The organism is Spiroplasma ixodetis (assembly GCF_059729505.1).
This window is the reverse complement of sequence record NZ_AP038353.1, coordinates 237,051-263,885: the sequence shown is the minus strand read 5'-3', so window position 1 is coordinate 263,885 and position 26,835 is coordinate 237,051. Positions and strand designations below refer to the sequence as shown.

36 protein-coding genes are annotated in these 26,835 nt (G+C 24.3%); 15 read left to right on the top strand and 21 right to left on the bottom strand.

All coding sequences use genetic code 4. The annotated features are described in order from the left end of the window. Positions 1-123: 123 nt before the first annotated feature. The 4 genes from AC6I4F_RS01780 to rplM all read right to left on the bottom strand — a co-directional run bounded on the left by AC6I4F_RS01780 (position 124) and on the right by rplM (position 3,081). Positions 124-633 carry a hypothetical protein gene (locus AC6I4F_RS01780; RefSeq protein WP_497874118.1) on the bottom strand — a complete coding sequence of 170 codons (510 nt, stop codon included), beginning with the start codon at positions 631-633 and terminating at the stop codon, positions 124-126. A gap of 618 nt (positions 634-1,251) precedes the next feature. Continuing rightward, complete coding sequence (locus AC6I4F_RS01775; RefSeq protein WP_497874806.1) at positions 1,252-2,112, bottom strand: IS1595 family transposase; 861 nt, start codon at positions 2,110-2,112, stop codon at positions 1,252-1,254. A 114-nt stretch (positions 2,113-2,226) separates the two neighbouring features. Beyond that, positions 2,227-2,634 carry a 30S ribosomal protein S9 gene (gene rpsI, locus AC6I4F_RS01770; RefSeq protein ID WP_497874116.1) on the bottom strand — a complete coding sequence of 136 codons (408 nt, stop codon included), beginning with the start codon at positions 2,632-2,634 and terminating at the stop codon, positions 2,227-2,229. A 6-nt stretch (positions 2,635-2,640) separates the two neighbouring features. Next, positions 2,641-3,081, bottom strand: coding sequence for a 50S ribosomal protein L13 (gene rplM / locus AC6I4F_RS01765; protein ID WP_497874115.1), 441 nt, complete (start codon positions 3,079-3,081; stop codon positions 2,641-2,643). 517 nt (positions 3,082-3,598) lie between these two features. Between rplM and rpsD the strand changes: the two genes are divergently transcribed. Continuing rightward, positions 3,599-4,210: a 30S ribosomal protein S4 gene (rpsD, locus tag AC6I4F_RS01760; protein ID WP_497874114.1), complete on the top strand. Its 612-nt coding sequence runs from the start codon at positions 3,599-3,601 to the stop codon at positions 4,208-4,210. 136 nt (positions 4,211-4,346) lie between these two features. Here the strand turns inward: rpsD and AC6I4F_RS01755 are convergent, their stop codons facing one another. Both AC6I4F_RS01755 and AC6I4F_RS01750 read right to left on the bottom strand, forming a co-directional pair. Continuing rightward, positions 4,347-4,967 (bottom strand): IS1595 family transposase, encoded by a 621-nt coding sequence (locus tag AC6I4F_RS01755; protein WP_497874113.1) that lies wholly within the window; start codon positions 4,965-4,967, stop codon positions 4,347-4,349. Beyond that, on the bottom strand, positions 4,931-5,119 hold the full coding sequence (locus tag AC6I4F_RS01750) for a hypothetical protein (RefSeq protein WP_497874112.1): 189 nt from the start codon (positions 5,117-5,119) through the stop codon (positions 4,931-4,933). Before AC6I4F_RS01750 ends, AC6I4F_RS01755 begins: the two co-directional genes overlap by 37 nt. Before the next feature lie 277 nt (positions 5,120-5,396). Here AC6I4F_RS01750 and AC6I4F_RS01745 point away from each other — a divergent pair, with 277 nt between their 5' ends. Beyond that, positions 5,397-5,741 carry a hypothetical protein gene (locus AC6I4F_RS01745; RefSeq protein ID WP_497874111.1) on the top strand — a complete coding sequence of 115 codons (345 nt, stop codon included), beginning with the start codon at positions 5,397-5,399 and terminating at the stop codon, positions 5,739-5,741. 64 nt (positions 5,742-5,805) lie between these two features. On the opposite strand, the gene AC6I4F_RS01740 is transcribed toward AC6I4F_RS01745, so the two are convergent. After that, entirely contained in the window at positions 5,806-5,934 is a 129-nt protein-coding gene (locus tag AC6I4F_RS01740) for a hypothetical protein (RefSeq protein WP_497874110.1), read from the bottom strand. A 166-nt stretch (positions 5,935-6,100) separates the two neighbouring features. On the opposite strand from AC6I4F_RS01740, the gene AC6I4F_RS01735 reads away from it, so the two are divergent. The 3 genes from AC6I4F_RS01735 to AC6I4F_RS01725 are packed head-to-tail and all read left to right on the top strand — an operon-like array spanning position 6,101 to position 6,985. Continuing rightward, positions 6,101-6,307 (top strand): hypothetical protein, encoded by a 207-nt coding sequence (locus AC6I4F_RS01735; protein WP_425377244.1) that lies wholly within the window; start codon positions 6,101-6,103, stop codon positions 6,305-6,307. Between the two features lie 41 nt (positions 6,308-6,348). Further along, complete coding sequence (locus tag AC6I4F_RS01730; protein WP_497874109.1) at positions 6,349-6,588, top strand: IS3 family transposase; 240 nt, start codon at positions 6,349-6,351, stop codon at positions 6,586-6,588. A 58-nt stretch (positions 6,589-6,646) separates the two neighbouring features. After that, positions 6,647-6,985 carry a transposase gene (locus AC6I4F_RS01725; protein ID WP_497874108.1) on the top strand — a complete coding sequence of 113 codons (339 nt, stop codon included), beginning with the start codon at positions 6,647-6,649 and terminating at the stop codon, positions 6,983-6,985. A 285-nt stretch (positions 6,986-7,270) separates the two neighbouring features. On the opposite strand, the gene AC6I4F_RS01720 is transcribed toward AC6I4F_RS01725, so the two are convergent. The 8 genes from AC6I4F_RS01720 to hprK form a co-directional block, all read right to left on the bottom strand. Then, positions 7,271-7,510: a hypothetical protein gene (locus AC6I4F_RS01720; protein ID WP_497874106.1), complete on the bottom strand. Its 240-nt coding sequence runs from the start codon at positions 7,508-7,510 to the stop codon at positions 7,271-7,273. Positions 7,511-7,699: 189 nt separating this feature from the next. Then, positions 7,700-8,776 (bottom strand): hypothetical protein, encoded by a 1,077-nt coding sequence (locus tag AC6I4F_RS01715; RefSeq protein WP_497874105.1) that lies wholly within the window; start codon positions 8,774-8,776, stop codon positions 7,700-7,702. Positions 8,777-8,792: 16 nt separating this feature from the next. Continuing rightward, positions 8,793-10,409, bottom strand: a complete 1,617-nt coding sequence (tyrS, locus tag AC6I4F_RS01710) for a tyrosine--tRNA ligase (RefSeq protein WP_497874104.1) — start codon at positions 10,407-10,409, stop codon at positions 8,793-8,795. A 704-nt stretch (positions 10,410-11,113) separates the two neighbouring features. Next, on the bottom strand, positions 11,114-11,410 hold the full coding sequence (locus tag AC6I4F_RS01705; RefSeq protein WP_252319896.1) for a helix-turn-helix domain-containing protein: 297 nt from the start codon (positions 11,408-11,410) through the stop codon (positions 11,114-11,116). A gap of 33 nt (positions 11,411-11,443) precedes the next feature. Beyond that, positions 11,444-12,391 carry a DNA-binding protein WhiA gene (gene whiA, locus AC6I4F_RS01700; RefSeq protein WP_497874103.1) on the bottom strand — a complete coding sequence of 316 codons (948 nt, stop codon included), beginning with the start codon at positions 12,389-12,391 and terminating at the stop codon, positions 11,444-11,446. Between the two features lie 23 nt (positions 12,392-12,414). Beyond that, complete coding sequence (trxB, locus tag AC6I4F_RS01695) at positions 12,415-13,380, bottom strand: thioredoxin-disulfide reductase (RefSeq protein ID WP_497874102.1); 966 nt, start codon at positions 13,378-13,380, stop codon at positions 12,415-12,417. Further along, complete coding sequence (locus AC6I4F_RS01690; RefSeq protein ID WP_497874101.1) at positions 13,364-14,566, bottom strand: prolipoprotein diacylglyceryl transferase; 1,203 nt, start codon at positions 14,564-14,566, stop codon at positions 13,364-13,366. Before AC6I4F_RS01690 ends, trxB begins: the two co-directional genes overlap by 17 nt. Before the next feature lie 33 nt (positions 14,567-14,599). Next, positions 14,600-15,547, bottom strand: coding sequence for an HPr(Ser) kinase/phosphatase (gene hprK / locus AC6I4F_RS01685; protein WP_497874100.1), 948 nt, complete (start codon positions 15,545-15,547; stop codon positions 14,600-14,602). A 293-nt stretch (positions 15,548-15,840) separates the two neighbouring features. Between hprK and AC6I4F_RS01680 the strand changes: the two genes are divergently transcribed. Beyond that, positions 15,841-16,026 carry a hypothetical protein gene (locus AC6I4F_RS01680; RefSeq protein WP_497874099.1) on the top strand — a complete coding sequence of 62 codons (186 nt, stop codon included), beginning with the start codon at positions 15,841-15,843 and terminating at the stop codon, positions 16,024-16,026. Between the two features lie 88 nt (positions 16,027-16,114). Here the strand turns inward: AC6I4F_RS01680 and AC6I4F_RS01675 are convergent, their stop codons facing one another. The 5 genes from AC6I4F_RS01675 to AC6I4F_RS01655 all read right to left on the bottom strand — a co-directional run bounded on the left by AC6I4F_RS01675 (position 16,115) and on the right by AC6I4F_RS01655 (position 19,471). Beyond that, positions 16,115-16,975 (bottom strand): IS1595 family transposase, encoded by an 861-nt coding sequence (locus tag AC6I4F_RS01675; protein WP_497874098.1) that lies wholly within the window; start codon positions 16,973-16,975, stop codon positions 16,115-16,117. Between the two features lie 48 nt (positions 16,976-17,023). Continuing rightward, the gene (locus AC6I4F_RS01670; protein ID WP_497874097.1) at positions 17,024-17,968 is read right to left on the bottom strand and encodes a hypothetical protein; all 945 of its coding nucleotides are present in this window, start codon (positions 17,966-17,968) and stop codon (positions 17,024-17,026) included. A gap of 12 nt (positions 17,969-17,980) precedes the next feature. Further along, positions 17,981-18,127, bottom strand: a complete 147-nt coding sequence (locus tag AC6I4F_RS01665) for a hypothetical protein (protein ID WP_497874096.1) — start codon at positions 18,125-18,127, stop codon at positions 17,981-17,983. Positions 18,128-18,470: 343 nt separating this feature from the next. Beyond that, entirely contained in the window at positions 18,471-18,854 is a 384-nt protein-coding gene (locus AC6I4F_RS01660; protein ID WP_497874095.1) for a hypothetical protein, read from the bottom strand. A gap of 50 nt (positions 18,855-18,904) precedes the next feature. After that, positions 18,905-19,471 (bottom strand): UPF0236 family transposase-like protein, encoded by a 567-nt coding sequence (locus AC6I4F_RS01655; protein ID WP_497874094.1) that lies wholly within the window; start codon positions 19,469-19,471, stop codon positions 18,905-18,907. Between the two features lie 121 nt (positions 19,472-19,592). Between AC6I4F_RS01655 and AC6I4F_RS01650 the strand changes: the two genes are divergently transcribed. Further along, the gene (locus AC6I4F_RS01650) at positions 19,593-19,961 is read left to right on the top strand and encodes a hypothetical protein (RefSeq protein WP_497874093.1); all 369 of its coding nucleotides are present in this window, start codon (positions 19,593-19,595) and stop codon (positions 19,959-19,961) included. A 150-nt stretch (positions 19,962-20,111) separates the two neighbouring features. Further along, the gene (locus tag AC6I4F_RS01645; protein WP_497874092.1) at positions 20,112-20,480 is read left to right on the top strand and encodes a hypothetical protein; all 369 of its coding nucleotides are present in this window, start codon (positions 20,112-20,114) and stop codon (positions 20,478-20,480) included. A 56-nt stretch (positions 20,481-20,536) separates the two neighbouring features. Here the strand turns inward: AC6I4F_RS01645 and AC6I4F_RS01640 are convergent, their stop codons facing one another. Then, positions 20,537-21,358, bottom strand: coding sequence for an IS1595 family transposase (locus tag AC6I4F_RS01640; RefSeq protein WP_497874091.1), 822 nt, complete (start codon positions 21,356-21,358; stop codon positions 20,537-20,539). 264 nt (positions 21,359-21,622) lie between these two features. Between AC6I4F_RS01640 and AC6I4F_RS01635 the strand changes: the two genes are divergently transcribed. The 7 genes from AC6I4F_RS01635 to AC6I4F_RS01605 all read left to right on the top strand — a co-directional run bounded on the left by AC6I4F_RS01635 (position 21,623) and on the right by AC6I4F_RS01605 (position 26,348). Then, positions 21,623-22,732 carry a hypothetical protein gene (locus tag AC6I4F_RS01635; RefSeq protein ID WP_497874090.1) on the top strand — a complete coding sequence of 370 codons (1,110 nt, stop codon included), beginning with the start codon at positions 21,623-21,625 and terminating at the stop codon, positions 22,730-22,732. A gap of 21 nt (positions 22,733-22,753) precedes the next feature. Next, positions 22,754-22,906 carry a hypothetical protein gene (locus AC6I4F_RS01630; RefSeq protein WP_497874089.1) on the top strand — a complete coding sequence of 51 codons (153 nt, stop codon included), beginning with the start codon at positions 22,754-22,756 and terminating at the stop codon, positions 22,904-22,906. 25 nt (positions 22,907-22,931) lie between these two features. Then, on the top strand, positions 22,932-23,222 hold the full coding sequence (locus AC6I4F_RS01625; RefSeq protein ID WP_497874088.1) for a hypothetical protein: 291 nt from the start codon (positions 22,932-22,934) through the stop codon (positions 23,220-23,222). Then, positions 23,188-23,910: a hypothetical protein gene (locus tag AC6I4F_RS01620; RefSeq protein ID WP_497874087.1), complete on the top strand. Its 723-nt coding sequence runs from the start codon at positions 23,188-23,190 to the stop codon at positions 23,908-23,910. Before AC6I4F_RS01625 ends, AC6I4F_RS01620 begins: the two co-directional genes overlap by 35 nt. Further along, positions 23,910-24,683 (top strand): hypothetical protein, encoded by a 774-nt coding sequence (locus AC6I4F_RS01615; protein ID WP_497874086.1) that lies wholly within the window; start codon positions 23,910-23,912, stop codon positions 24,681-24,683. Before AC6I4F_RS01620 ends, AC6I4F_RS01615 begins: the two co-directional genes overlap by 1 nt. Before the next feature lie 147 nt (positions 24,684-24,830). Then, a complete protein-coding gene (locus tag AC6I4F_RS01610) occupies positions 24,831-25,310 on the top strand; it encodes a hypothetical protein (protein WP_497874085.1) in 480 nt (159 codons plus the stop codon). 654 nt (positions 25,311-25,964) lie between these two features. After that, the gene (locus AC6I4F_RS01605) at positions 25,965-26,348 is read left to right on the top strand and encodes a hypothetical protein (RefSeq protein ID WP_497874084.1); all 384 of its coding nucleotides are present in this window, start codon (positions 25,965-25,967) and stop codon (positions 26,346-26,348) included. Positions 26,349-26,835: the final 487 nt, after the last annotated feature.

Sequence of the window (26,835 nt, the reverse complement as noted above, 5' to 3'; positions counted from 1 at the left end):
TATAAATTATTATCTACAGGTAATAAACTCACTACAACACCATAATCTTTATTTCAACCAAATACTTCAGTAAAATTAATACCACCATCAGATTACTTATATAATACACCTTTAAAAAATTTATTATCAATAACTGTGAACTCTACTTCCAACATATAAATCATTATTAACAACAGCTAAACTTCAAATCTCACCATAATTTTTATTATTTTTTCAACCAATAGTTTCTGTTATTTTTTCTCCTTTAAGAGAAAGTTTAAATAGTCTAATTTCATATAGTTGATTTCTACTTCCAATATATAAATTATTACCAAAAACTATTAAACTCCAAACTTCACCATTATTTTGATTTCATTTTTTTAACAATTCTAATATTCCATTAGGTTTAAATATTAATAAATTTCCAGTATATGTACCAGTTTTAGTACCAATATACAAATCATTATCAATAAACGCTAAACTTCTAACTTCACCATATGTTTCAATTCAATCCTTAATTTCTGATACTTTTCTATTAGATTCAATCATAAATAACTTACCATAACAATCAGAAGTTCTTGTTCCAACATATACATTATTGCCCATAACTACTAAACTATAAACTTCTCCTGTTATTTCTGATATTTGTGTCAAAATATTTTGTTCAGGAGAATATCTAAAAAGTCCATTAGCAAAAGTTGCTACATAAACAGTTCCATCATTAGTAACAACTAAACTAGAAATATAACCATTAATACCAGTAATTAGTGTTATTATTTTATCTTTTGTATTACTTGCATTATCTTTAATTTTATATACACCATTACTAGTTTCGACATATAAATCATTTTTTATATTTAATAAAGTTGATATTACACCATAAGATTCAGGTCAATTAAAAATATTTAATTTTTCTTGATATACCGCCTCATTTTGAACTAATATTTAAGAAATTGCTCTAATACCCCTGATTAATCCACCAGCCAAAACTGTCTCACCAACCATACCTACAATAACTTTTCTTTTTCTTCTAATTTCTTTTGGCATAAATTAAAATCTCTCCTTAATTTTTTTAAATTAATTTTACATTATTCTTAAAACAAATTATTGATATTCTTATTTTAAACATATATAGTGTTTATAATAAAAACACCTTCAATTTATCTAAAGAAATACAAATTAAAAAGGCTTTTATCCCTTTATGTACTATTTTTAAATTTTATCACATAAATGGAGATAAAAGCCTATCTAGGAAATTATCCCCACATGTATCTAAATTAAACACAAAATTATAGTTTCAAAACTAGGTATCTTATTGAATTTATATGCAGCTTCTTTTGCATATAAATGAATATTGTGTTTTAAAACTTTTATGTGTGTTCGGAAAGTTCGTCGGATGTGTTTTCATGCAGATTCAATCTGGTTTGTGTTTACACCTGTTGATGACAAATACCCAACTTCATGATTTACGATTTCATGTTTGTGATAGAAGTTTTTGAAACTTCCATATCCCTTCCAAGAATCCGTAAATAGACAACACCCAGTAGAAATGTGTTTCAATGCAAATCATAAAAGGTTTTTCTCATCTGCTTTTTTCAATACTTTCACAATTAGTTTGTTGCTGGTTTTCTCATAAACTCCAACAATCAAGGTTTTATTCAACAAGGATCTTCCTTGTTGAATAAAACCTACATGTGAAAGATACATTTCATTCATCTGTGCTGTGCCATCATCAATGAACCCTGCATCTTGATTCCAAATTCTAGTTCTGATTTCATGACTCATTCTTCAAACTGTTTTATATGTCACACCCAATTCCCTTGCAACATCTGTTGATGGTATACCATGCTTTGTGTTTATTCATCTAAAGATGAGATAAAACCAAGATGTCAAAGGTGTTTGTGACTTGTGAAAAATGGTGTCATGAAGAATACTAAATGTTTGATGACATTTCAAACATCTTATTCTTCTCAAATCAGAAACATTCAAACTAGAAGAAGCACACCTGATACATTTCATTACTTTCAACTTCGCTATATATTTCAAACAATCGTTTTCATTTTGAAATATGCTATTGAATTTATTTCAATTCATTTTTTCCTCCACACTAGTACATGTGGGGATAATTTCCATAAAAAAGAAAGTCATTTAAATAAAGAAATAAATTATAAGCAAAAATAATATATAAAATTATAGTAATACTATAAATATAATAAAAAAAGATTCTCAGACTCTTTTTTTATTATATTAACGTTTTGAAAATTGTGGTGCTTTTCTGGCTGCTTTTAAACCATATTTTTTACGTTCTTTTTTACGTGCATCACGAGTTAATAATCCAAATTGTCTTAATAATGTTCGATAATCTTCTGACACCTTAACTAAAACATTAGATAAAGCTAAACGTGCTGCACCAGCTTGACCAGTTCTTCCGCCACCTTCAACTTTGATATTAATATCAAAGTTTTCTAACATATTAGTTACTTTTAAAGGCAATAACATATCTTGAACTAAGATTTCTTGTTCTAAATATTTTAAAGGCTCAAAACCATTAATTAATATTTTTGATTGACCAGTATTTTTTAAATGAACACGGGCAGTTGACGTTTTACGTCCGCCTGAACTTGAATAAGTTACGGGTTTATTAGATGTTGTCATAAAAGTTTACTCCTCTTGGCCTAATATTAAAACTTCAGGGTTTTGGGCTTGATGTTGATGTTGATCATTGTTATAAACATGAAGATGTGTAAATTGCTTACGACCTAAGGTAGTATTTGGTAGCATACCCTTAATCGCTATTTCTACTAATTCAGAAGCATCTTTAGCAATCATACTTTGTGCATTACGTACACGTAATCCACCAGGATATTGTGAATGGTTATAGTACTTCTTATCTTGTAATTTATTACCTGTTAATTTAATTTTGTTTGCATTAATAATGATGATATAATCTCCACAATCTAAATGTGGTGTAAATGAAGGTTTATTTTTACCACGCAATATCATTGCAACTTTAGTTGCAAGACGTCCTAAAATTAAACCACTGGCATCAATAACATATCATTTTTTTTCAATGTTACTGAAATTCATTGTTGTTTGACGCATTTTTTTCTCCTTACAGTGTAATTTTTACCGGGACTACATTGCTTAAAGCATTAATAATTATATAGAAACTTATTTAAAAAAACAAGTATTATCAAAGATTTAATAATTATTTTTACACAAAATTATAGATTACAAAATAAAATAGGCTTTTATCCCTTTATGTACTATTTTTAAATTTTATCAAATAAATGGAGATAAAATCATTTTATTATATAAATTTAAATTATTTTTTTAAAAAAATAATAACTAAAATTTAATGATATTTAATTGTAAAAATGAAAAAATAATATTTGACAAATAACATTACTTATCCTATAATTAACAAGCATTCACGAAAGCAGCAAATAAGTATTATTAAGTTGCAAATAGTTTATCCTCAAAGATTATTCTTTTTATTAGTAGAATTTTCTATTAATCTTAATAGTAACCAGTGCTGTTCTGGCGAATTGTAAACTATCTTAATGAGAACTTATTAAACTCTCTTTGTGTTTGTATACGTTCCAAGGAGGTTTTTATTATGTCAAGATATACTGGTCCAGTTTTTAGAAAATCAAGAAGATTAAACTTCTCAATTCTTGAATCTGGTAAAGAATTTGCAAAAGGAAAAAAGCGAACATTCGCTCCTGGACAACACGGTCAAAAAAGAATTAAACTTTCTAACTATGGATTACAATTACAAGAAAAACAAAAAATTCGTTTCACTTATGGTTTAAATGCTCGTCAAATGAAAAATTTATTTGATGAATCAAAAAAAACTCATGGTGTTACTGGTACTAACTTGTTGGTATTCTTAGAATCAAGATTAGATAATATTGTTTTTCGTTTAACTTTATCTTTAACAAGAAAAGGTGCTCGTCAATTAGTAAATCATGGTCATGTTTTAGTTAATGGTAAAAAAGTTAATATTCCTTCATATCGTATTAAAATAGGAGATAAAATTACTATTACTGAAAAAGCACAAAAAAATGCAAAAATTATTGAAGCATTAAGCGCTAACGCTTCAACATTACCATTTATTGAATTCAATAAAAAAACATTTATTGGTACATATGTACGTCATCCACTACGTGACGAACTAAATACTGATATTAATGAAGCGTTAGTTGTTGAATCATATGGACGTGCTTAAAATTAATAATTAATTTAAAATCTGTTATCAACTGATAACAGATTTATTTTGGCTTTTATCCCTTTATGTACTATTTTTAAATTTTATCACATAAATGGAGATAAAAGCCTATCTAGGAAATTATCACCACATGTATCTAAATCAAACACAAAATTATAGTTTCAAAACTAGGTATCTTATTGAATTTATATGCAGCTTCATTTGCATATAAATGAATATTATGTTTTAAAACTTTTATGTGTGTTCGGAAAGTTCATCAGATGTGTTTTCATGCATATTCAATCTGGTTTGTGTTTACACCTGTTGATGACACATACCCAACTTCATGATTTACGATTTCATGTTTGTGATAGAAGTTTTTAAAACTTCCATATCCCTTCCAAGAATCCGTAAATAGACAACACCCAGTAGAAATGTGTTTCAATGCAAATCATAAAAGGTTTTTCTCATCTGCTTTTTTCAATACTTTCACAATTAGTTTGTTGCTGGTTTTCTCATAAACTCCAACAATCAAGGTTTTAAAAAACAAGGATCTTCCTTGTTTTTTAAAACCTACATTTGAAAGATACATTTCATCCATCTGTGCTGTGCCATCATCAATGAACCCTGCATCTTGATTCCAAATTCTAGTTCTGATTTCATGACCCATTCTTCAAGCTGTTTTATATGTCACACCCAATTCCCTTGCAACATCTGTTGATGGTATACTATGCTTTGTGTTTATTCATCTAAAGATGAGATAAAACCAAGATGTCAAAGGTGTTTGTGACTTGTGAAAATGGTGTCATGAAGAATACTAAATGTTTGATGACATTTCAAACATCTTATTCTTCTCAAATCAGAAACATTCAAACTAGAAGAAGCACACCTGATACATTTCATTACTTTCAACTTCGCTATATATTTCAAACAATCGTTTTCATTTTGAAATATGCTATTGAATTCATTTTAATTCATTTTTTCCTCCACACTAGTACATGTGGGGATAATTTCCTTTATTTTTTAGATGGTAAATGTCAATAAAAGCATTTATCATTTTTTTGTTTTTGAAAAAATAAAATATAAATTAATTATCTATCAATAAATTTCCTTAAAACAAAACTAACAATTAATTTTTCTCCTACTACTATGTCAATTAAATTAAATGATATAATGTTAATTATAGATGAGGAAAGGAAAAATAAAAATGATTAAAAATGAAATTTCTGAGAAAATAGTTAGTATTACTTTTGTAATAGCTGTTATGATAAAAGCTATTGGTTGATTAGGAATTAATAAAAAAAATAAAAAGAAATATTTAATTTTATGAATAGCTATAATTCCTTTAATTTTTAGTAAAGTATTTTCATTTTTTACTAAAAATTATTATGACAATATTTTACTAATATCAGTACTAACGATATCTTATTTAATTTATATAGGTTTTTTAATCGTTAGTACTTATCGATTTATTAAGATAAAAGACAAAAAAGAAATTAATAATAAACAAGTAGAAAATACTATTGATTTAATAAAAAATAAAATATTGTAAAAGTTACCTTTTGGGGTAACTTTTACATGTTCTCTATAAATAATGATATTAATATAAGTTCATATTATATAGCATTAAGAAAACTATTTGAACCATTACTATTATTAGGAATATGTTCTTGATTTGCTGCATCGTTAAAATTTTGTTGTCTTATTGGACCATTTTCTAAAATTTGATTAATTCTTGTTTGCAAGTCAGGATTATTAGTTTCTGGATGGGTTACACTTTATTGGACACTAATTACGTAAACAAGTGAACAAATTAGTTAAAAGAAAGGAATTATAATTATGGCCAATGTTAACTCATATTCAGATTAATTTAAAAAACAAATAGTAGCTTTATATCAAGGTGGTAAGTCAGTGTCTTGTCTTGCTAAAGAGTACAATGTTACAAGAGCAGCTACTTATAATTGAATTAAGCAATTTACTAATTCAGGCAGTTTTAAAACCAAAGATAACCGTTCTGTTGAAGAAAATGAATTAATTAAATTAAGAAAAGAATTAAAACAATTAAGAATGGAAAATGATATTTTAAAGCAAGCAGCACTAATAATAGGCAGAAAATAGAAATTATTATCAAAAATAAACTTAAATATAAAATTAGCACAATGTGTCGTTTTTTAAAAATCTCTAAATCAACATATTATTTTAATTTCAAGAAAAAAGAAGATAAAATTCAAAATAATATGTATGATGAAGCTGTTATTAGTGCTTTTAAAGAAAATAAAGAAGCTTATGAAACAAGAAGATTAAAAGTTGTTCTAAAAGAAAAGAAAATTAATTTATCAAGACGAAAAATTAAAAAAATTATGAATAAACATAATTTAATATCAAAGTACCCAAATTAAAACCTAAATCACCAAGTGGAAAACTAAAAAAGATGCATCATTAGTATATCAAACATTTATGTGCTCAAATCGTTGTTTAAAAAATATTCAAATATTTCATAGCGATCGCGATAATGAATTTAATAATAAAACTATTGATAAAATTTTATTAGTCTTCGATATTACCCACTCTTTAAACAAAAAAAGTTGTTCTTATGATAAGGCTGTTGCTGAAGCAACTTTCAAAACTTTCAAAACAGAGTTTATTAATGATAAAAATTTTACATCATTAATCCAATTAAAATTAGAATTATTTGATTATATCAATTGATACAACAACATAAGAATCCACAGCACTCTAAACTACTTAACCCCCATAAAACACCAAGCACAAATGTCTACCAAAAAACAGTCCTAAAAAAAGTTGCCATTCCACATTTTTTAAAAAGTAGTTCTAAATCAAAATCAGCAAAATTATAAATAAAAAATGATGTATACTGTGATTGTAATTTGTATTAATCAAGAATGGAAAGGGAAATAATTCTTGTTTGCAAGTCAGGATTATTAGGTTCTTTATATTTATTAGCGTTTTTTCATCTTGAATTTGGTGCTTCAATTTCTTCTTTTTTAGTAACTAATTCTTTAGATAATTCTTCTAATTTTTTAAACTTTTCTAATTCATCAACATTATTAAGAACATTTACTATTTCTTTTTTTTTAATAGTTGGATATTAATTCGATGTTGAAGTGACATATAAAAAAAAGTATAAGAAACAGAATATCCTGCTTTACTTTCTGCATTATAAATTTTCTCTTCAACTTCTATATAGTCATTAATATTATTAATTAATTTACCTATATTTATTCTGAAACTATCAATCATATTTTTCTTATATTCTTTAGGTGTGTTTTCTAATGTTTTTCTTAATAAATCATCTAACATATTCTTTATCTTCCTTTGATTATTAAAATTAACTTAATAAAAATCCTAATATAGAAAATATCTATACTAGGAAAGAACATTTATTAAATTACTAGGTAATAATATCATATTTTTTTTAAAACACAAAGAAAAAAATACTACTCCAGTTATAAATAAAAATTAAATGCCTCAACTATTTTTTTATTTTTATTAAAACGGATTATAAATATTTTTTAAATTTTGAATAATATGTTCTCTCGCTATTTCATCTTTAATTGAATTAGTAAAAGAAGAAATTTTAGGCTTTAAAAGATTATAACGATCCATATTTTGTGGAAGTGTAGTATCTATTATTGGAATATATTTTAAATTATCATCGAATATTTGTACTACTTCCGAATATAAATTAAGTATATTAGCATAAGCATTAAAAACTGATACCATATAATTAACATCTAAAAAATTATCAACTCCGTGTTGTTGCAAGAGATCTATAATTATTTTTTTATTAGCAATGATATCACCTGTTGATTCCATTTCTTTTAGAGCATTAGCAATTTTATCGGTTTCATCTACTCTTAATATACCTATCATTTTTAACTTTTCAACAGTACTGTAACATTCCTCATAAGTTGTATTATTTTTTAATTCATTTATACTTTGTTTTAATGTTTCACTATTTTGATATAAATCAATAACAGTGTTAATGTCTGTTACATTAACATTTAAAAAAGGAAGATTATTATCAATACTACTAAATATTTTATGAGTAACAGAAATTGTCGGTATTTCATTTTTAATAACACCATAACTTAATGATTTATTACCGAAAACACTAGTACCCATCATAATAATTACGATACTACCTAAAATACTCATTCTAATAAAATTAATTAAAATTCCAACTGTAGCATTTATTGCTTTATGTTCGATTTTATTTTTATTAAAAAGTACAAAATATAAAATAATATAGATTATTCAAAATAAAATATTAATGCCAATAATTCAAACAATAGCATATATCAAAAATCCAATATTATCAGTTAATAAATTCTTAAATGAAGCAAAACTACCGCTAAGGTCACTAAACCATGGTGATACCATATTTTTAAAAGAATTTATTAACATTGGTTTAAATGCCAACATTAAACCAATACTAATTAAATTACCAGCACTAATAAATATTAATGCTCTTCCCCCAATAAAAAAACCAGTAACAATACCAAAAATAATAATAGCAAAAATAATAATATCCCATAATAATGGAGAAACATTAATAAATATCATATTTAAATACCCTTCTTTATTTATGAACAACTATAAAATAATGACGCTTACCTTTTTTAATAACTGTTACTTGATTATTAATTGCGTTTTTTTTACTAATAAGAAAATTTATATTGGTAATTTTTTCACCATTAACGACAATTGAACCTTGCATAATTAGTTCTCTTGCTATTCTTTTTGAATTACAAATTTGATTATTAACTAAAAAATCAATTATTTTTTCATTATGATTAAGATTAAAATGTGGTACATCTTTTAAAACTTGTAAAATCTCAAATGATTTCATTTGATGAATCCGATCGTGGAAAAAAGCATTAGTAATATTAATAGCACTAAAATATCCATTTAATTTATGAATAAATACTGTTAATAAAACTGCTAAAATCTTTTGTCCATAATGTTGCTTAACATCACTATTATGAATTACCAAAATTTTTGCTATTTGTTCTTCACTAAATAAAGTTAAAGAATTAAAAAAAGTAGGCAAATCTTTATCTTCTTGATTAAATAAAAATTGATATAACTCATAAGGTGAAGTTTTTTCGCTATTTAAAAATATAGCACCTTTTTCGCTTTTACCAAATTTTTCACCATTAGATTTAGTTAATAAATTAATAGTAATACCAGCAGCATGATGTTCATCACCTTTTTGTTTTCTAATTAAATCTAAACCAGCAGTAATATTCCCTCATTGATCACTACCACCAGATTGAATATAACATTGCTCTTTTTCATATAAATGATAAAAATCATACGCTTGTAATACCATATAAGAAAATTCAGTATAAGAAAATCCAGAATTTAAACGATTAGCAATCATTTCTTTTCCTAACATTTGATTAATATTAAAATGCTTACCAATATCACGCAAAAAAGTTGTAACTGTTAGTGGACCTAATCATGTTTGATTATTAATAATTTTAATTGGCTTAATTTTATTGTTTAATGTTCCCAATGGTAATTTTAAAAATGTAATTCAAGTTTCTACATAACTATCACAATAATTTAACAATTGTTTAAAAGAAAGATTATTTAAATCACTTTTCATAGTAATTCACTTTTGATCAAAATTACAAGTTTCATATAAAGTCTTTAGTACTGATGCTGATAATCCTAATTCTTCTCAAGGTAAGGGCAATGTTTTTAAAATACTACTTAAAGTCTGTTGATATTGATTATTTGGATTAATACTTTTAATAATCATCTCTAATGTTTCATATTCTTTATCATTTAATAAATTACATGTTTTAATTAATTCTAATGATGTTAAATTATCAATATTTTCATAACTTAATAATGTCACTAACTGCTCTTTTATTTTTCTAACATTAGTTTGTAACACATTTTCATATAATAAATTACGTTCTTTATTTTTACCACTTGGATCACCGATCATTGCCGTTGTACCACCAATAACAGCAATTGGTTGAAAACCAAATATAGCAAAACGATGCAATAAAATAATTTGTAGTAAATTACCTAAATGTAATGAATCATTAGTTGGATCAAAACCACAATATATTCCTTTTCCTAATTTTCCTGCATTAATTACTTTATCTATGCTACTAATATCTTTTAAGATATTACGTCATTTTAATTCGTCAATAATATTGGATTTTATTATATTATTCATAGCATCTCCTATTTATTTTCATCTAAAATATCATCAACTAACAAATCAATAGTTGTAATAACTGTATCGTTATTATTACTTGCATTATTGTAATTAATAGATGTAGTTTCTTTAAATATTTTATCGTGAAATTATAGATAGCGCGATGGTAAACTATCATATATTTGTTGTTGTTCTCTATTTTTTTTAATTTGTGCAATTCTAGTATTATCAAGATTACTAGAATTATTATACGTTACTTCTTTTTCACGAAAAATATTTTCTTTAGTTTTTTTATCAACATATTGCTCAATAGTGCTAGAACTGCTATCGGCTTTTTTAATATTAATTGGAATCGTAGTTATTTTTTGATGATTAAGACCAAATATAGGTGAAATAATACTACTTAATTGATAAGGTTCTTTTTTAGCGTTATCAACATTAGTAGTAACATTTTCAATTTCAACTTATGTATTTTCTATTGTCATAATAACTCCTTAATGATAATCAATAATTAAATTATAACATTTTAATGATTAATTATTCCTAATATAAGGTGAATAAATTTCATAATCTTCATTAAGATAAAATAATTACTAGTGAATATCAATTAATTTTATAAAAAGTACTAATAACTTTTCTCAAATTTATTTTTAATAAAAAATAAAATAATAAAAAAGTAGTACTTGTTTATAAAGTACTACTAAAAGTGTATAAAATTGATTTTATTCAACACTAAATGTGTCATATAAATTTGAAGTATCAATATTATCAAACCCTACAGCAAAAAACTCACTAATAGATGAATCCAACCCATTAATTATTTTTAAGATTGCAACTAAAGATACGTTTCTTGTTCCTCTTTCAGCATCAGAAATATAATTACGATGTAGGCCGCTTGCTTCTCCAAGTTTCTCTTGTGAAAATTTTCTACCTTTTTGATTACGTAAAGTTTTCATTCGTTTTCCAAAAGCATTCAATAAATCTTGACGACCTTTGCTTAAAATTTCTTTCTTTTTCATTGTATGGCCTCCTCTTATACTTTTATTATTAACTTACAATGTTTCTTGATACTTTTTCTTAATTTCGCGAATTAAATGATTAACCCCAGACTTAGTAATGACAAAACCAGTTTCTTGATAGTAAAGTTCACCCAATTCTGAAAGTGATGCTTCAGGATTTTTTAATCTTAAATTTGAAATAATTTGAACTTTTAATGACAACGCTTTGAAAAGTTTTTTATCTTTTAAAACAGAAATCATTATAACTTGCTGGTCTCCAGCATTTAAAATTTTTTGTTGATTAGAAATATCAATATTATTAAAACGATTAATATTATTAAATAATTCTCGTGAAATGCGTTTATCTTCAAAAGCGAAAACTGCTTGTGGACAATCAATTATTTTTAAAAAGTCAGAAATTATATTAGATTTTTTTAGATAAAGCACCGTTTTATTACGACGTTTTATTGTTTTAAAGTTTAATTTAAAAGTTTGTAATAAAATATTTTTAATTTTTTTAGCCAACATATCATTATGAAATTGTAATTCCAAATGGTAGTTAGGTGTTGAAGGAGAATTGATACTGCCAACTACAAGGAAGATTCCTGCGATATACGCTCTTATACAATGCTCTTTTATTATATGCTGGTGCATAGCTTCTTTCTCAATAAAAAGATATTTATCTTGAAGCATTAAATCATTAATAATAAAATTGATTTTATTATTAATACGAATATTATACACCTTTGGACGCTCAAATTTATTTAAAACATCCACCATAACTATCAATTTTACGTCTTTATATTGATTTTTTAAAAATTTATATATTAACCTAGTTGTTTTGTTATGAAAATTATGAATAATAATCTCATTATTTATTTTATCTGAATTTGTAATCTTACCATTAATAATCGAATATGCTGATAGCAAAGATTTCTGACAACAATTTTTAAAACTTTTTTGACAGATTTCATCTTTTACACTTGTTGTAAATGATATCATTACTATCACCTCAATTGTACACTTTATTCATTAAAATTATCAATAAAATTTATTAAATATTGTGCTGCAATCGCTCCATCGTTAACAGCAGTTACTATTTGTCTTAAATTTTTAGCAATTACATCACCAGCTGCATATAATCCCGGGATTTTAGTTTGGCACTTATCATTAACTATAATATAACCATTGCTATCGCAAATATCTAAATCTTTAACAAATTTTGTAACAGGATCAGAACCAATATAAGGAAATAAGGCATCAGTAGTAATTTTACTAATTTCCTTAGTTTTAATATTTTGAATTTCTAATTTACCTACTTTTTTCTTATCCTCAGTACCTAATACTTTTAATACAACATGATCAGTTATTAAATTAATATTTTCATTATTTTTAACTTTATTAACGGTTTTATCATCAGCACGAAATTGATCACGACGATGAATAAGATTAACTTTATTAGTAAATCTTGTTAAATATAAAGATTCTTCACAAGCAGCATAACCACCGCCAACTACACTAATAATTTTATTCTTAAATAAAGCACCATCACAAACAGCACAATAAGAAACACCGCGATTAGCATATTCCTCTTCACCAGGAACACCAATTTTACGTTCTAATGAACCAGTAGCTATAATTACTCCTTTAGAAATAAGAACATCACCACTACTTAAAAGGACTGTTTTAATTTTATGATTTTCACTATCTGTAATTTTAATAACTTCATCAGTAACAAATTCAACTTGTAGTTTCTCAACTTGCTTTTGCATTTTTTCTGATAATTCAGGTCCTAAAATATAATCATAACCTGGATAATTTTCAATTTCAGAAGTTTTAATCATTTTTCCACCAACAATATATTTTTCAATAATCACAGTTTTAAGATTTGCTCTTTGTGCATAAATAGCAGCTGTCATTCCTGCTGGACCACCACCAATAACTACTAAATCATAATCATATTTATTTTCTTTATTAGTATGATTTTTCATATAATCATTCTCCTTTACGAAATCTTGATGGTGCAATAATTTGTGCAAATATTACTAAAATAACACCTAAAATAATTCACATTCCAGAAACTATCATTGAAGTTGAAACATTGGCTATTTTCATAATGTCTCTATTATCACGAAGTGGTTCTAAAATCATTCTAATAATACCATAAAAGACAAAGTATAAACTACCTGATACTCCTGCATATGTTACTCGATAATTATTAGGATTATACATAGTATTTAAAGATTTAGAATGTGGTTGCATATTATATTTAATCTTTAAATATCATTTTTTTATCTTTGATTTAACTTTTGAATGTGTTTTAACATCTTTTCAAGGTATTTTTTCAAAATTTTTAACACTATTCTTATTGGGTGTAAAATCAAAATATGCTTGTTTTCAACTTTCATATTTAAATTTACGATATCCATGAATTTTTTTAATAACCATTCAAGGTTTTAAAAAATCTTTTCCAACAATTGGATTAGTCTTTAAAGGCGAAATAAATTGCGAAGAATCTAATTTTCATGGTTTTTTACTAAATATTTGTCCTGTTTTTGGTACAAAAAAAGTTAAAAAGAATCAACCAAATAATGAAGATAATGACTCATATAAAAATAAAGGTTGACGATAAACAGCAACAGGATCTGGTTTATTGCTATTAAAACCATAATGCAAATGATTATTTATTCATGTTGGTAATCAGTTGAAAAGATGACCAACATCAGCTCCTAGTAATTCTTGATTAAAAAAATTACCTCATCTACCAATCGCTTGACCTAATAAAATATTTGGAACAATACAATCAATAAAAACTCACATTGAAATTTGTAACTGTTTTGAAGTACGATAAAAAATAAAGAATCCTATTATCATTCCAACTGTAACGCCTCCTTCAATTGCCATACCACCTCTTCAAACGGCAACTACATCAAGTGCATTTTCAATTGTGCTAGTATTATTAAGAACATATCATGCTCTTGCTCCTATTAATCCTGCTAATGCAATAACTAATGTTCCTCATTCTAAAGTTTTAGTTGGAATATTACGACGATATAATTTTATTCATGAAGCAATGACAGCAGTTAAAAACCCTACTGCCATTAATACCGAATAAATATGAATTCCCATTCCCGGAATATCGGTAATTAAACTATTGTATCCATCATCATTAATCATATTTTTTTCCTTTTTGATAATTTAATAATTAAATTATTTCTTTTTTGTTAAATTTCTAATTATTTGTTTTTGAAAACTAACAGTAGTGTCTTGACCTTCATCTTTTAACTTTAAACTAATAACTGCTGCTTCAATTAAATCAGCTAAATTTCTTCCTGTACTAACAGGAATAATTATTTTAGGCACTTTAATTTGAAAAAAAACATCAAAGTTATTATGTTCACCAAGTCGATCAACTTTAGTTCAACCATCATTTTCAATTCTAATTAAATTAATAATTAAATTTACTTGACTCTCATGCATTATAACATGATATCCATACATTTTGGTAATATCTAGGATACCTATTCCTCTAATTTCAATTAAATTTTTAATAATCGGATTAACTTTTCCTACAATTTTATTATTGACTTTTAAAATATCAATACTATCATCACCAACAAATAAGTGCCCATTACGTAATAAATCTAATGTTGTTTCTGATTTACCAATACCACTTTCACCTGTAATTAGGACACCATAACCAAAAATATTTACTAAAGTACCATGTAAACTTTTAGATTCAGATAAACGTTCAACAATATACGTAGAAACTGTTGCTGCAAATTCAGAAGTAAAAAATAATACTTCAATAATTGGAACTGTTGAATTAATCACTTTAGCACAGTCACATAATTCTTTTTTAAATTTAAAATTAGGTGTTACAAAAATAGCAGGAATATGATCTTCTAAAATATTACTAAAATGGTTCTTAAATTCTGTTTTTGGTAAAGAGGAAATATATTCGCTTTCTTTACTGCTTAATAAAATTATACGACGACTACGTGAGATTTGTTTAGTTTTAAATCCTGTTAACTCTAAACCACCACGATTAGTACCAATATTAGTAATAATTCTTTTTTCAATTGGAATTTTGGGATTAATATATAAAATTGTTAAATTAAATTTTGTTACTATTTCGCCAACACTAAGGTTTTCCATACTTAATTTCCTGCCTTTTATAATTAAAATTTTTGATTAATTTTAAACATAATATAATTATATATAATATATCAACAGAAAGTTTATTATTAACAAAAATATACATAATTTTCTAAAAACATTAAAAAAACTATTGAATAATATAATAAAAAATTACTAAACATTTCATTATTAAATAAAGATTATTATGATATAATTTTTTAAAAATTGTTAAAAATTAAAATATTAGAAATTGGTATTAACTTTTTATGAATAGCAACTATATTCCTTTTCAATTAGTATTAAAAAAAATTATGTCATCATCTATCAATCAAAATTTAAATCATATTTATGAAACTATTGATAAAAATAAAAATGAAAAAAATACTGGTGATTTAGTTTCTGAAAAATGAGATTACCATTTTATTAATTATTTAGGACAACTAAGTCCAATTAAAAGTGGCACACCTCCACAATTACCACCAAGAAATAAAATATAAATGGCTTTTATCCTTTTATGTACTATTTTTAAATTTTATCACATAAATGGAGATAAAAGCCTATCTAGGAAATTATCCCCACATGTATCTAAATCAAACACAAAATTATAGTTTCAAAACTAGGTATCTTATTGAATTTATATGCAGCTTCTTTTGCATATAAATGAATATTGTTTTTTGAAACTTTTATGTGTGTTCGGAAAGTTCGTCGGATGTGTTTTCATGCAGATTCAATCTGGTTTGTGTTTACACCTGTTGATGACACATACCCAACTTCATGATTTACGATTTCATGTTTGTGATAGAAGTTTTTGAAACCTCCATATTCCTTCCAATAATCCGTAAATAGACAACACCAAGTAGAAATGTGTTTCAATGCAAATCATAAAATGTTTTTCTCATCTGCTTTTTTCAATACTTTCACAATTAGTTTGTTGCTGGTTTTCTCATAAACTCCAACAATCAAGGTTTTAAAAAACAAGGATCTTCCTTGTTTTTTAAAACCTACATGTGAAAGATACATTTCATCCATCTGTGCTGTGCCATCATCAATGAACCCTGCATCTTGATTCCAAATTCTAGTTCTGATTTCATGACCCATTCTTCAAGCTGTTTTCAAAGTCACTCCCAATTCTTTTGCAACATCTGTTGATGGAATTCCATGTTTGGTGTTTATTCATCTAAAGATGAGATAAAACCAAGATGTCAAAGGTGTTTGTGACTTGTGAAAAATGGTGTCATGAAGAATACTAAATGTTTGATGACATTTCAAACATCTCATTCTTCTCAAATCATAAACATTCAAACTAGAAGAAACACACCTGATACATTTCATTACTTTCAACTTCGCTATATATTTCAAACAGTCGTTTTCATTTTGAAATATGCTATTGAATTCATTTCAATTCATTTTTTCCTCTACACTAGTACATGTGGGGATAATTTCCATATAAATAAATATTACTAGTTAATATTATCTAAAATTTGAATAATAGTTTTAACTATCTTTGCAGCATTTTTTTTCATTCTTAAGAACATGTAAATAATCTTTTAAATATTTAAAATTTTCTATATCATTTTCTATTTTTATAAATATTTCTTTAGCAGCATAACCAGTTGAAGCTATAGGAATTATTATTTTATTTTTATTTCTAGCAATTTCAAATTCATTTAATACACCTTTTGATAAAACAATATTATTATTTTCATCCATTTTATTACCAAAAATAAATAGTACAATGTCTGCTTTATCTATTAACTGATTACGATATTCTGGTCAACTTTTTTTAAATTGTTGAGGAAATAGTCATACATCAAGAATTTTATCCAAAACAATACTATTTTCTTTAGCATACTTAACAGCACCACTTACTATTTCATCACCAACGCCGATTCCAAATGCATTTATTATTTTCTTATTTTCTTTACATAAGAAATTTGATAAATCAAATACAAATTTTTTTCTTTTCTTTATAGTACCAAATTCTTCATAATTATTAGCTATACCCGAAATAAAAATATTTCTCTTCAAATTATTATTAGTTGCAGAATTAAATATTTCTACTTTTGAATCGCAATAATTGTTTAATAATAATGTTTTAAAATTAATGTTTTTAAAACAATTGTGGTTTATAGAATTGAATAACTTAACATAAATTGTAAGAGAAAAAGAATCGTTTGAAAACCGTAATTCTGTTTCAGGAATAAATTTACTATATAAACTATTTTCTCCTATTGTTCCATCGCCATAACCATAATATTTATCATTAATATCCAAATTAAGTGCAGTTAAATCAATTGCATAATAATATCATACTTTAGTGCTTATTTTTGAAGCATAATGAGTACCTAAAAAGTAAATAGGTGTATCTTTTGTTAAAAAAATGCCAGTTTCTTCTCTCATTTCATTATAAACTGTTTCCAAATGATTATTATTTTCCACTCCACCAGTAATTTAACTATATTTACCCAACTTATTTTTATTAAATAAAGGATTACTCTCACATGTTTGCATAAAATAACAACTACCATCATCTTTAATTATAAATGGTAATATTGCAACACCTTTGTTATTACATAAAGGTTCTTCAACTCCATGCATAAAATAAACTTTAATTGGGTGAGTAAAGTTAATAGTTATAATTTAATTTTCTTTAAATAAAAGACAACTTTAAATTATTAATTTTTCTTTATATTATATACCTTTTTATAAATATAATCAAGTATTTTAGAATATTATTTTAATTCATCTAAAGTAAAAATTCCTAACTATTTAGGTTTAGATTTATTAAGTTTTTAAAATATTAAAGTAAAAGATTTAATTTATTAATTCTTGCTGAATTAATTATAAGCATATTATCAAGTACTTTATCATTATAAATTTTAGCACCATATCCTTTTAAAGATTTAACTAAATGTGATACATCACTTTCAGCACAAACTCCTTAATTTCAATTTTCTTTTTTATTGATAACACCTTCTTTATTATTTTTAAAATATTTATATATTTCTTCATTTACATTATTTTCTTTTAAAAAATCTAATAATGGATAATATTCACCATTAACAAATAAATCATATGCATTTGTTATTTTTTTATTATCTACTTTTCTATTAAAAATAAATCCTTTTTTAAATGCTTTAAATGCATGATGTCTATCAATTACATAAGGAATATTTTCTTTTTTAGCAGTAGTTTTAATTCAAGGTGCACCATCACCAATAAATACTAAACTACTTTTATTATAAATATATTGTAAATCAAGAAATTCATAAATTTTATCAATTAATTCTTGTCTTTTAATTATTTCACCATTTTTGGTTTTCATATAAGTATTTTTTTTCTCTTTTAAAACGTTTCTACTTTTAGTAGATTTTTCTAAATCTTTACCTTTATTTGCACTAATTGTACAAATACGATTTTTTGTTTTTTATTATCAAATAATGAAGATATAAAACAATCATCCATATTTACAAATAATTTTTCAGTTGGTAATATTACTTTTTTCTCTTTTATTTCTTCAACACCTATTACTGCATTTTTCATTACATTAGTAATATATGTTTTTGAAAAATTACTATTTTTTATAGTATCTTGTACATCACTTTGTCTTTTACCATTGCCTGAATTTTTTATTATTGTATGTTCTAAACTTGTAAGTGTTCTTTTTCTTTTTTTAATTTTTATATAATCATATAAAGGATAATAATATTCATTAGTTTCTAATATTAAATAACATCTACGATAAAAATCATTTATTTTACCATATTGAGTATTTGGACTTCTTGGAGCAGTTTTAACATATTTATGTTTAGTTTTATCATATATATTTTGATGTCAAAAATCATCATATGCTTTTAATAGATTTGTTAAATAATTTAAACCATTGTTTTGAATTTGATTATCAAGTTCATCATAATTAAGTTCATTACTAAGAAAATTCATAATATTATTTTCTTTCTTAATTTATGATTTTGATTATAGTAATTTTAGAAATAAAGTTTAAAAATATGATAATTGTAAAACGATATAATTAAATATATATGTTTTAAAATAAGGTGATAATATGCCAGAAAAAGAGAAAAAATATGGTGAAAAATTAAGTGTTAATTATAAAACTCAAATTGATAATTATTTAAGAACCAAGAAAGTTATATTAACACCACAAGGATTAAATAATGCACTTGTAATTGATAGAAAATTTGTTTATGATTGACGACGTAGAAGCAATCCATGACGTAAAAATTTTATTAAAGATTATGATAATGCAAGAGCAATAATTTCAACTCATATGTTAGAAAAATCATTAGTAAAACCAGAATTAATTTATAAACATTGACAAGTTAGTTATCCAAATGAATTTGATATTAATGAAGATGATAATAACACACAAAGTAATATAATAATTAATATTTCTGAACCTAGAAAAATATAAAATAATGATTAGAAATCTATAATAAATATAGTTTTTTTTCTTTATTTTAAAGGCTAAAAATGATATAATATAATAAAGCGATTATGTTATTTTTAACATAAGTTACAAGGGATTATCAAAAAAGCGATTATTAAACAAGGGAGTATTTTTATGTCTAATTTTGAAGTTAAAGAAAATAAAGAAACTTATACTTTTGAAGAATTACAAGAAACTTTAAAACAACAAAGAAATGTTGTATATGCTCAAGAAAAAGATGAATTTCTTAAAAAAGAATTAGAACCTAAATTAAGTGAATATGAAACAAAAATAAAAGAATATGCAAATAAAATTAATAGTTTTGAAGAGCAACAATTATTTTCTAATATTAAAGATACTAAAAAAGTAAATTTAATTAAAAATTTAATGAGTATTTATAATTATAAATTTTTATCTAAACAAGAAGCATTTAATAAAATAAATGAAGATTATAAAGATTTTTTAATTGATAAAGGCTTTTATTCCTTTATGTACTATTTTTAAATTTTATCACATAAACGGAGATAAAAGCCTATCTAGGAAATTATACCTACATGTATCTAAATCAAACACAAAATTATAGTTTCAAAACTAGGTATCTTATTGAATTTATATGCAGCTTCATTTGCATATAAATGAATATTGTGTTTTGAAACTTTTATGTGTGTTCGGAAAGTTCGTCGGATGTGTTTTCATGCAGATTCAATTTGGTTTGTGTTTACACCTGTTGATGACACATACCCAACTTCATGATTTACGATTTCATGTTTGTGATAGAAGTTTTTGAAACTTCCATATCCCTTCCAAGAATCCATAAATAGACAACACCCAGTAGAAATGTGTTTCAATGCAAATCATAAAAGGTTTTTCTCATCTGCTTTTTTCAATACTTTCACAATTAGTTTGTTGCTGGTTCTCTCATAAACTCCAACAATCAAGGTTTTATTCAACAAGGATCTTCCTTGTTTTTTAAAACCTACATATGAAAGATACATTTCATCTATCTGTGCTGTGCCATCATCAATGAACCCTGCATCTTGATTCCAAATTCTAGTTCTGATTTCATGACTCATTCTTCAAACTGTTTTATATGTCACACCCAATTCCCTTGCAACATCTGTTGATGGTATACCATGCTTTGTGTTTATTCATCTAAAGATGAAATAAAACCAAGATGTCAAAGGTGTTTGTGACTTGTGAAAAATGGTGTCATGAAGAATACTAAATGTTTGATGACATTTCAAACATCTTATTCTTCTCAAATCAGAAACATTCAAACTAGAAGAAGCACACCTGATACATTTCATTACTTTCAACTTCGCTATATATTTCAAACAATCGTTTTCATTTTGAAATATGCTATTGAATTTATTTCAATTCATTTTTTCCTCCACACTAGTACATGTGGGGATAATTTCCTAGATAAAATATAACCTATTAAACAAGAAAATAAACTTAATTCAAATGATTTTAATCCTAAAACTCTTTTAGATTTACATACAAATAGTATTAATCCAGAAGAATTAGAAAGAAAATTAAATGAAAAAGCAAAAACTACAGGTATTACTGAACCTAACGAATTAGAAAAACTTGTAAATTTAGCTAGAGGAAATGCACTTCAATCTATTAAATAGAAAGAGGATAAAATGGCAATTCCACAAATACCTAAAGCATTTATTATTGGTGGTAATTCACCTACTGAAAATGCTGTTTTAAGTGTACTTGAAACACAAGTTCGTGGTGAATTAAGTACTTTATTTATGAGAAATACTATTACTGCTGACCAAATAGCAAATATTAGTGGTGTAGCAATGGCAATATATAGAGCAACTTTTCGTGTATTATGAGGTTCAACATGAGATGAATTTACTGGTACTAAAAGACAAAAAGGAATAGTTAAAACAACAACATTAATTATTGATAAAGAATTAACAATTGATTTTAATATTCCAGAATTTGATATTGAAAGATTTATGACTTCACCAGCAAATGTAGCAACACAAATTGTTTCAAATTGAACAAGTTCATTTATGAGAAATTTAAGAGAAAATTTTGAATTAATATTTTTACAAGGTACAAAAGATTATGCAATTGCTAAATCATTAGTATTACCTTTAAATTTAAATAATACGACTAAAGAACAAGCATTAAATGCTTATTATACAATTGGAGAAAAAAATAATAAATTAATTAAAAAAGTAGATGATATTACAGTTGGTATTAATAAAGCAGGTTTAACTGGTGCTTGTGGTATCGATAGTAGTTTTAATTTAGCAAAAGCATTTACATTATTAAATTATGGACAAATTGCAGCAAATACTTTAGCAACTGGTAAAAGATATACAAATCAAATTATGGGAATGGAATTTTATGAAAGTTTTTATTTAGAACAAGATTTTATTCATGATACTGTTTCTGGTATGCATTTAGAAAAAGATTATAAATTATTAGATTTATTTGGAGTAGTTTATAACCGCTATATGTGAGGTATGCCTATTTCGTTTACAAAAGTAAGAAATAAATTAGATAATGCTACAGATAATATTCGTATTATTGGTAAAGCATTATATTCATTACCAGCAGCAATAAGACCTAATTTAATGTATATAATTCAAGAAAAAATGCCTACAATATATGAAATTAAAGAAGCGAGAGCAAAAAATTATAAAGTTGATGCAACTAATATTAATGCAACATATCAAAGTACTGATTATGATAATATGAATATTTTAGATTTACAAGATGTAATTTATTAAAAAAATTTAGGAAAAATTACTATGGCAGGAACTACTCCTACTAATGATGAATTAGAAACTATAATAATAAATATTGGTAATAATAGTTATGAAAAAGGTAAAACAACATTTAGTAATATTACATCAACAAGTGCTATTATTTCTGGTAATAATAAAGATTATTATGGAAAGTAAAACTAGAATTTACTAAAAAATAATTATGGAATATATTTATAAATATTTTGATGAAAAAGCACATATTATTATTTATTCACCTAAACCAGAAGATTTAACTACAAGTAATGATATTAGAGCAATTTTATTAAATGAATATCCTAAATTAAGAAATGATTATTTTATAGTAAGTAATGTATATGATAATTTTGCTATATGTGTTGGAGATAATATTCATTGTCAAGGAACAGTTAGAATTCAAATTAAAAAAACTAATCAATTATTAAAAGGAGAAATTAAAAATGCCACAACATGCTGAGACTACACCATTGAATAACTATAATTTATTAAAATTAATTAGAGCTGGTATAAGTCCAATTTGTGCAATGATAGGTACAAGTGCTTATTATGGGCAAGTAATTGCAAATCCAGTATTAGGTTCAATTAATAGTTCTAAAAAAATATTATTAGGTTTAGGAACAATTGGTTTAGCAAATTATAGTAAATTTACTAACTCTTCTATTAATCCCAATCCAACAGAAAATACAATTACTACAACAACAGTAGACCCTTTTCCACCAGATTTATTATTTAGTAATAATGATAAACAATCTTTTATGGATTGAGATACTTATATTAGTTTAAATGCTTATGGTATTTCAAATCTTATTAATGGAATTCTAGAATTAATTCCTAATAGATTTGAAACTATACGTAAAATAGCAAATATGGCTACTGGTGGATGTTTAATATCTTCTGGAGTTGCTATCGGTATTAATAATAATTTTAATAATTATTTTGCTATTTCTACGATTATTGCGGGAGCAAGTGAAATTATCCATAATTTATTACCTATGGAAACTACAAATCATATTCAAGAAATGCAAGAAACATCATTTAATAATGAAACTGCAAGATTAATTAATGATAATGTAAGTAATTATGGTAGTGATAATATGAGCGAAGTACCATTAAATTTTGATAATGCTTCATTAAATTGAGATTATAATCATATGAGTTTATAATGTTTCCTTTAATTATTGAATGAATATATTATGCATTAGCAAGTAATGATATTAAATTAGCATTAATAAATGCTTTAAAAAATTATTATAAAAATCAATCATTAAAATCAGTATTTGATAGTGAAAATGTTAATGAAAATGAAATACATCAACCTTATTCATTTTTAAATCCAAATATACTTAAAAAATTAATAACTATATTAAAAACAAGTGAATTAAGTATACTTCAACATGAAATTAATAAATTTAAAAATCCAATAAATAGTTTTAAAAAAACTATTATGCCAACAGAAATTAGAACAGTTAAAAATTATGTAAATAAATTTGATAAGTTATTTAAAGAAAATGAAGAAGAAATACGAGATAATGCATGAGAAGTATTATCAAGTTCATGATTTAAAAAAGGTAGATTTATTGTTGATAATAAAAATTTAAAAATTGGAACTTTAACAACATTATTTCAAAGTGATAATGATAAAAGACAAATATGATATGGTCCTTATACTTATCCAGCATTTCCACAAGAAATATGAATATTAATGACACAAGCAAAAGGTAAAAATGGTACTGGTGCTGGAACTATATTTTGAAAATTTTGAAATAGAAAATGATTACCAAGTGAATTAAGAAAATATGTTAAAAGTGAATTAGCAAAAAAAGGTAAATATTATGGTTCACAAGATACTAGTGTAATTTATCCAAATAATATTAATGTACAAAAAACTATGAATTTTATTAATAGATTAGAAAAGGGATTTTTTAAATTAAAATAATATAAAACTTTATCTAAAAATGAAATAGGAAGTAATCAATGAAGATATGAAAGAAAACAATTATTAAAAAAAATCTTTACATACAAATAAATATATAAAAATTAAAAGAAATTCTAATTTTTATAAAACATGAAAGTAGGTGATTATATGGATATAGATTTAACAAAACCAATTAAACCAATTGGTATATGAAATACTATTAATCCAATATCAAAAGATAATAAAGAATATAAAAGATTAAATAAGATTTGATTTAATAAAAATAGTACTCATATAGATAAAATTAAAATTTTAATATCAAATATTTTAAAAATAACAAGTCATATTATTGGTATGTTAATAACATTATTTTTTACAATAACACCTTGATTAATACCTAAAATACCAATAGAAATGGGAATAGGTAATTATACTAATCAATATAATTTTACTTGACCAGACCATTTAATATTAACTTTATTTCCTATATTTAGTCATATTTGATTAAATATTATTAATAAATTAGGTAATTATGGAAAATTAATTAAATATATATTAATAACAATACCAATTATTATTACAAGTCCTTATTTAATATATCAATATAAAGAAATTAAAAAACATAAAAAAAGAATGTCATTTATGTAAACAACATTCAAATAAAATACAATTGGAGGAATAAAAAATGAATTTTTCAATAGAATTAATATCAGCAGTAATAAGAGGAGCAGTTGCTAGTGGAATATGTATTACTTTAGCATTTCTATTATTTGGAAAATAAATTAAAAAATCAAAACAATCTAATTTAGCAAAAGAATTAAAACGTAATAAAGAATTAGAATTTATTACAGCAAATATTAAACAATTAAATACTCATTTACAATTAGAAACTACATCAACTGCAAAATTACTTGATAGTTTTAATCTAGATAAAGAACAAGTAGATAATTTTGTTTTATTACAAAAATCTAAAAAGAAAGAATTATCAGAAAAAGATAAACAAAAAGCAACTAAATTTAAAATTTAAAGGGTTTAAATACCCTTTATTTTACATTAAGGAGTAAATTTTAATGGCAATTAAAGACCCAATTTTATTTATAACAGTTGAATAATTTAAAAATTCTAAATATTTTAATGAATTATTATTTGATAAAGTTACTACTCCAGATAATGAAATTTGATTTGCAATATCTGTAGCAAGTAGTAATATTGATTATTTAAGTGGTTTTACTATTTCAAAAAAATGACCAGAAATAACACCAACTGATTTTACTGATAATATTCAAACAGCAACTACTCATTATGTTAGATTTTTTATTAACTAAAGATGTAGATTATTTACGTGGTCAAGGTTCAATTAGTCAAGGTGGTTTAACTTATAGTGAAACTAATCCAGATGACCCTTATTTTATAACTCCAGAAGTATTTAATTGTTTAAGAAAAATTAAAGAATATCCAAATATTAAAGGTTTTAATTTAAAAGTTATAGAACCACAAAAAAATAATTGATTTAATAAATTTATTTCAAATTATAGTGAAGATAGTCCATTAAATGCATATATACCATATAATAATATAAAATCATTAGATTTTAGAACTAAAATTACTATTAGTCATCCACAAAATTTATTAAGACCAATAGTTAATATTGATACTACTGGTATTAAAACAGATATTGATAATTAATTATGAGAAGTTGATAAAGATAATCCTAATTTTATTAAACCAAAAGATGATAAAGGTATTGATGTTAATGGTAAAAGAATAATTGATGTTGGAACTCCTACATTTTTAAGTGATGCTAGTACTAAAGAATATGTTGATAGAAAAATAGATGAAGAATGTGGATATTTAGATACTATTAAACAAAATAAATTAACAGCAGGTAAAAATATTACTATTGATGATGATATTATTAGTGCTAATGATGGTAGTGGTTAATCATTATGAATAATAGACCCTAATTATCCTAATATTATTCAACCTAAAGAAAAAAGAATTATTACTTCAAATAATACTAGAATTGTTGATATAGGAGACCCTACACAACCACCCTACACAACCACAAGATGCTGTAAATAAAAGATATGTTTATAATAAAATACAACCAATTCCAAGTATTCCACAATGAAAAGAAGTTGGAACAAAAGTTAATATAAATCACATTAAATAT